Origin of the sequence: Actinoplanes sp. NPDC051633 (genome assembly GCF_040681735.1) — a bacterium.
Lineage (GTDB): Bacteria > Actinomycetota > Actinomycetes > Mycobacteriales > Micromonosporaceae > Actinoplanes.
This window is the reverse complement of sequence record NZ_JBFAZH010000561.1, coordinates 1-5,071: the sequence shown is the minus strand read 5'-3', so window position 1 is coordinate 5,071 and position 5,071 is coordinate 1. Positions and strand designations below refer to the sequence as shown.

5 protein-coding genes and 1 pseudogene are annotated in these 5,071 nt (G+C 73.0%); 5 read left to right on the top strand and 1 reads right to left on the bottom strand.

Going from position 1 to position 5,071, the window contains the following annotated elements; genetic code table 11:
* Positions 1 to 902, bottom strand: a pseudogene (locus AB0M20_RS26580) (hypothetical protein); the annotation flags it as partial.
* 27 nt (positions 903 to 929) lie between these two features.
* Here AB0M20_RS26580 and AB0M20_RS26575 point away from each other — a divergent pair.
* The 5 genes from AB0M20_RS26575 to AB0M20_RS26555 form a co-directional block, all read left to right on the top strand.
* The gene (locus AB0M20_RS26575; RefSeq protein ID WP_364302669.1) at positions 930 to 2,285 is read left to right on the top strand and encodes a S8/S53 family peptidase; all 1,356 of its coding nucleotides are present in this window, start codon (positions 930 to 932) and stop codon (positions 2,283 to 2,285) included.
* A 49-nt stretch (positions 2,286 to 2,334) separates the two neighbouring features.
* Positions 2,335 to 2,934 (top strand): sigma-70 family RNA polymerase sigma factor, encoded by a 600-nt coding sequence (locus AB0M20_RS26570; protein ID WP_364302666.1) that lies wholly within the window; start codon positions 2,335 to 2,337, stop codon positions 2,932 to 2,934.
* Positions 2,934 to 3,392, top strand: a complete 459-nt coding sequence (locus AB0M20_RS26565; protein ID WP_364302664.1) for a hypothetical protein — start codon at positions 2,934 to 2,936, stop codon at positions 3,390 to 3,392. Before AB0M20_RS26570 ends, AB0M20_RS26565 begins: the two co-directional genes overlap by 1 nt.
* Positions 3,393 to 3,566: 174 nt before the next feature.
* Positions 3,567 to 4,604 carry a hypothetical protein gene (locus AB0M20_RS26560; protein ID WP_364302662.1) on the top strand — a complete coding sequence of 346 codons (1,038 nt, stop codon included), beginning with the start codon at positions 3,567 to 3,569 and terminating at the stop codon, positions 4,602 to 4,604.
* A partial coding sequence (locus AB0M20_RS26555; RefSeq protein ID WP_364302660.1) for an inositol monophosphatase family protein occupies positions 4,516 to 5,071 on the top strand: 556 nt, incomplete at its 3' end. The genes AB0M20_RS26560 and AB0M20_RS26555, both read left to right, overlap by 89 nt.

Below are 5,071 nucleotides of genomic sequence, written 5' to 3'. Positions count from 1 at the left end.
GTCTCGGCCTGCCCGGGGTCGCCGGCCAGCAGCGCGAGCTGGGCCACCCGGAGCTCGGCCTCGGCACCCATCAGCGGCACCCCGTTGCGCCGGAACTCCTCCGCCGCCGACCGCGCCGCGCCGGCCGCCTCGGGGATCAGGCGAAGGTCGATGAGCGCGTCCGCGTACTCGACGAAATGCTCTCCCAGCGGCAGCCCGGCCGCCTCGTGTGCCCGCGCCGCGTCGTCGAACAGCCGCATGCCCTCGCTCAACCGGCCCGCGTGAACCGTCGCCCACGCCCGGGTGCCGCTCACCATCGCGACCAGCGCCGGGCCGACCGCGGGCGCCCGGGTGCCGGCCTCGGCGAGCAACCGGAGCGCGTCGGCGTGCCGGCCGTGCTGCGTCTCGATCATCGCCAGGTTGTTCAGGGCGATCACCCGCAGCCGGTCGGGGAACTCGGGACCGTGCAGCAGATCCCGGTACGCCGTCGCGGCGCGGCCGAGCCGGCCCAGATTGTGGTGCAGAACGGCACGCTGAAAGGTCAGCTCGCCCACCTCGGACGGATCCACGATCGGCTGGGCCCGGTCGAGGTCGCGCTGGGCGCCGGCCATGTTGCCCAGCTCCTGGTTCACCACCGCCCGGGTCAGCAGCACGCCGGCCAGCACCGAGCTCAGACCGTGCCGCCGCTCCACCGCCGCCGCCTCGTCCAGCAGCCCTTTCGCCTCCGCCGCCGCGAACTGCGCCCGCCGTGCCCGGGCCAGCGCCCGCAACGCCACCGCGAGCGCCTCGGGCGGCCCCGAGCGGCGCGCCCGGCGGACCAGGTCCGCCGCGATCGGCTCGAATCGGTGCGGGTCGGTGATCGCTCCCTCATAAACACGTCGTGCGTGTATCAGGAGGTCGGCGGGCGCCTCTACTACGGCCAAGAAACCTACTTCCGGGAGTCGACGCTGATGAAGTTCGAGAATGACCACCTGGGATACGCGTTCGAGGGGGACTATCCGGAATCCTACGGCGACGATGAGGTCGCCAGGCTGCGGACGGTTGTGGAGCGGCAGCTCGGCGGGCTCGCCGGCAACGACCCCGACGGCGACGCCCGGCTGCTCGGCATCCTGATGGGCCGGCGGGCCAGCGGCGACCTGTCCCGCGCGCAGGTCGAGTGGCGGCGGCGCCGGAGCGGCTCGCTCAGCCTGCTGGCCCGCGGCGAGGTGCTGGTGCCGGCCGATGCGCCCCTCGGCGAGGTGTTCCGCGGCTACACCGGGCCCGTGCACCACGGGGCGGGGCGTACCGGCAGGATCTGCCTTCGCCGCTCGTGCGCCGCCGCCGGTGAGATCGACCGGGTCATCGACCGGGCCGCCGCCGAGAAGCTGTCCGCCGCTCCCAACTACCTGTCCACGATGGCCGCGGTCGGCAAGGGCGTCGGCGGTCCCGAGCCGGCCCCGCCGCTGCCCGCCGAGGTGGTGGCCGAGCTGGTGGCCGGGCCGCGCGGCGGCTCCGGGACGATCCGGGTGGCCGTGATCGACACCGGCATCCCGCAGGACGGGCGCCCGGACGGCGTGCTCAACGACGTCAAGCGCCGGGCCGACCGCGAGAACATCGACGAACTCGACGTCTTCCCGGCCGGCAAGGACGACCTGCTCGACTACCAGGCCGGGCACGGCACCTTCGTGGCCGGTGTCGTCCGGCGGGTCGCGCCCCACGCGGACATCGTGGTGTACCGCGCCGCCGACAGCGACGGGTTCGCCACCGACCACGACATCGCCGAGGCCATCCTGGAGGCGTACGCGGACGGCGCACACGTGATCAACCTGTCGCTCGGCATCCAGACGGTCGACGACCAGCCGCCGCCGGCCATCGCCGCCGCCGTCACCCACGTCGCCGAGGACTCTCGAGGCGCGACCGTCCTGGTCGCCGCCGCGGGCAACAACGGTGACGACGACGCCGTCTTCCCGGCGTGCCTCGAGGGGGTCGAGGCGGTGGCCGGGCTCACTCCGTACCTGACACCGTCACGCTGGTCGTCCTATGGTGACAAGGTCCGGTTCTCCACGGTGGCCGAGGGCATCCGATCGACCTTCGTCAGCGGGACGGAGTCGCCGGTCTTCGACCCTTCTCCCGACACCTTCGGCGAGGACGCGTGGGCGCTCTGGAGCGGCACCTCGTTCGCCGCGCCCCAGATCGCCGGCGCGATCGCGCGGATCTGCGACGAGGAGCGCATCGAGCCCCGAGCCGCCGTGGACAGGCTGGACGAGTTCGGCAAGCCGATCCCGGGCTATGGCAAGGCCATGCGGATCCTCCAGGGGCTGGGTTGATCCCGTGCGAGGCTCCGGACCGGGCGCGACACACCCACGCGGGGGCGACATGGCAGAGATGGCCGACTGGGACCTACCGGCGCTGGTCAAGGCGAGCATCGACCGTGACGACGAGGCCTGGAACGAACTGGTGCGCCGGTTCGCCGGGCTGGTCGCGTTCGTCATCCGGCACTATCGGCTGTCCGCGGCCGACACGCAGGACGTCAGCCAGCTGGTCTGGCTTCGCCTGGTCGAGCATCTGGGGCAGATCCGCGAGCCCGCCGCGCTGGCGGGCTGGCTGGCCACCACGACGCGGCACGAGTGCGAGCGGCACCTGCGGGTCAACGGACGGAGTGTGGCCGTGGACCCGAGTCTGATGCGCCAGGACTCCTCCGCCGCGCCCGAGATCGACGAGATGCTGCTGGCCACCGAACGCCGCCAGGTGCTGCTCGACGGGCTCGCACAGTTGCAGCCCCAGCAGCGCGAGCTGCTGCTCATGCTGTCGGCGGACCCGCCGTACGCCTACGCGGAGATCAGCCGGCTCCTCGGCATCCCGATCGGCAGCATCGGACCGACCCGCAGTCGGGTGCTCGGCAAACTGCGTGAGACCGACGCGGTGCGGGCATATCTCGGTGCGGGCCGGAACACACAGATGGGAAGGTGTCCGTGATGCCGTGGCGCGACTGGAGCGATGACGAGGAGCTGCTGCGGGACATCGCGGACGCGATCCGCCGTGAGCCCCGCGAGCAGGACGTGATCGCCGCGGGGCGGGCGGTGTTCCCGTTTCACGTCACCGACCTGGACAAGGAGCTCGCCGCCCTGCTCTACGACTCCCGCCTCGACGATCACGCGGCCGTCCGCGGGCCGCTCTCCGGGGCGCCGCGCAACCTGGTGTTCGCCCTCGGCGACGTCCGGGTGGAGATCGAGGTGAGCGACAGCGGGATCGAGGGGCAGCTCATCCCGCCCGAGCCGGGGCGGGTGCGGCTGCTGGACGCCTCGGGCCCGGTCGCCGAGACCGCGGCGGACGAGGTGGGATGTTTCTCGTTCCCGGCAGTCCGCACCGGCCCCGTCCGCATCGAGTGCACCGTGGACGGCCGGCGGGTCGCCACCGAGTGGATCAGCGCCTGACACCTGCGACCTGACACCCTGCCACCCCTCCGGCCGGGTTCCGAACCGCCCCGCATCGCGGGGCGGTTCGCTGTCCACGAGGTACATCTGTCAGGGTGCGGCCATGACAAACGGCGGGGGTTCCGCCGGGCACCCGGCGCGACGATTTCCCCATCGTCGATGGAGGGAGTCGTCATGTTGCGCCGAGCCGCACCCGCGTTCGCCCTGTTCTTCCTGTCTCCGCTGGTGGCCGAGTTCCTGCTGGGGGACTTCACGCTCGCTGCGCTGCCGGTGCTGTTCTTCCTGGCGCCGCTCTACGGCGGCGGCGCGCTGCTGATCCGGGAGGTGGCCCGGCGGACGGGCCGGGGCTGGCCGGCGATGGCGCTGCTGGCCCTCGCCTACGGCGTCCTCGAGGAGGGCATCTTCACGCAGTCGCTGTTCAACCCGGACTACGCGGGCCACCACCTGCTCTCCCGCGGCTTCGTGCCGGCGCTGGGGATCGCGGTGCCGTGGACGCTCTACGTGCTCGCCCTGCACACCGTGTGGAGCATCAGCGTGCCGATCGCGCTGGCCGAGTCGGGCACCCGCCGCCGCACGACGCCCTGGCTGCGTACCCCTGGCCTGATCGTCACCGTCGTGCTCTTCCTCGTCGGGGCGGCGCTGACCACGGTCTTCTCCTGGTCGTCCGGTCATTTCTGGGCATCGTGGCCGCAGCTGGTCACCGTGGTCGTGATCGCCGCCGTGCTGGTGGTCGCCGCGTTCCTCGTGCCGCCCGTGCCGAAGCGCACGCCCACCGCGCCGCCGTGGGCGCTGCTGCTTCTGACGGTCGCCGGCGGCGCGCTCTTCATGGGTGGGATGCGCCTGGACACCGTGCCGGCGGTGATCGCGATCCTCGTCTCCTTCGCCGCGGTGCTGACCGGCCTGATCGCCTGGGCTCGGACGCCGGCGCACGTGCTGGCGGCGGCCGCCGGTGGCGTGCTGACCTACGCCTGGCACAGCTTCTTCCTGACGCCGCTGCAGGGCGACGGACCGGTGATCACCCCGGTGAGCCACGTTGTGTTCGTGCTCGCCGCGGTGTTTCTGGTCACGGTGCTGTGGCGGCGGCGAGCATGGTCTGATGAGGTCCATGGGGGACGATCTTCAGGTGGCGCTGCGGGCGACGCTGGCCGGGGCGGCGGAGGGGATGCGCTGGTTCGCGGACCTTCCGAGGCTGCGGCGCGAGCAGAAGGCTGACGGCACGGTGGTCACCGCTGCGGACCGGGCGGTGGAGCACGCGGTCCGCGGCGTGCTCACCGCCGACCGCCCCGGTGACGCCGTGCTCGGCGAGGAGGGCGGCCAGACCGGCTCCGCGGACCGGCGCTGGATCATCGACCCGATCGACGGCACCGCGTTGTTCGTGACCGGGGATGACCGGTGGCTGGTGCTGGTGGCCCTCGAGTCGGACGGGGAGATCGTGGCCGGCGTGGCGGCGGTGCCGGCGCAGGACCGCATCTGGTGGGCGTCCCGGGGCGAGGGCGCCTGGGAGTCGACGCTGTCGCTGGCGGATCCGCGCCGCATCACGGTGGGCGTGCCCGGCGCCGGCCTGCGTCTCGGCATCGTGCCCACGCCGTACGCGGACGTGGTGGGCCCGGTGCTCGACGAGCTGACGGCGCTGCCGTGGCCGATCCACCCGCCGCTGCTGGTGGCGCGCGGTGATCTCG

Bases quoted from the DNA above. Each gene is read 5' to 3' on its own strand.
- AB0M20_RS26570 (WP_364302666.1), top strand. From the start codon at position 2,335: ATGGCAGAGATGGCCGACTGGGACCTACCGGCGCTGGTCAAGGCGAGC.
- AB0M20_RS26575 (WP_364302669.1), top strand. From the start codon at position 930: ATGAAGTTCGAGAATGACCACCTGGGATACGCGTTCGAGGGGGACTAT.
- AB0M20_RS26565 (WP_364302664.1), top strand. From the start codon at position 2,934: ATGCCGTGGCGCGACTGGAGCGATGACGAGGAGCTGCTGCGGGACATC.
- AB0M20_RS26560 (WP_364302662.1), top strand. From the start codon at position 3,567: ATGTTGCGCCGAGCCGCACCCGCGTTCGCCCTGTTCTTCCTGTCTCCG.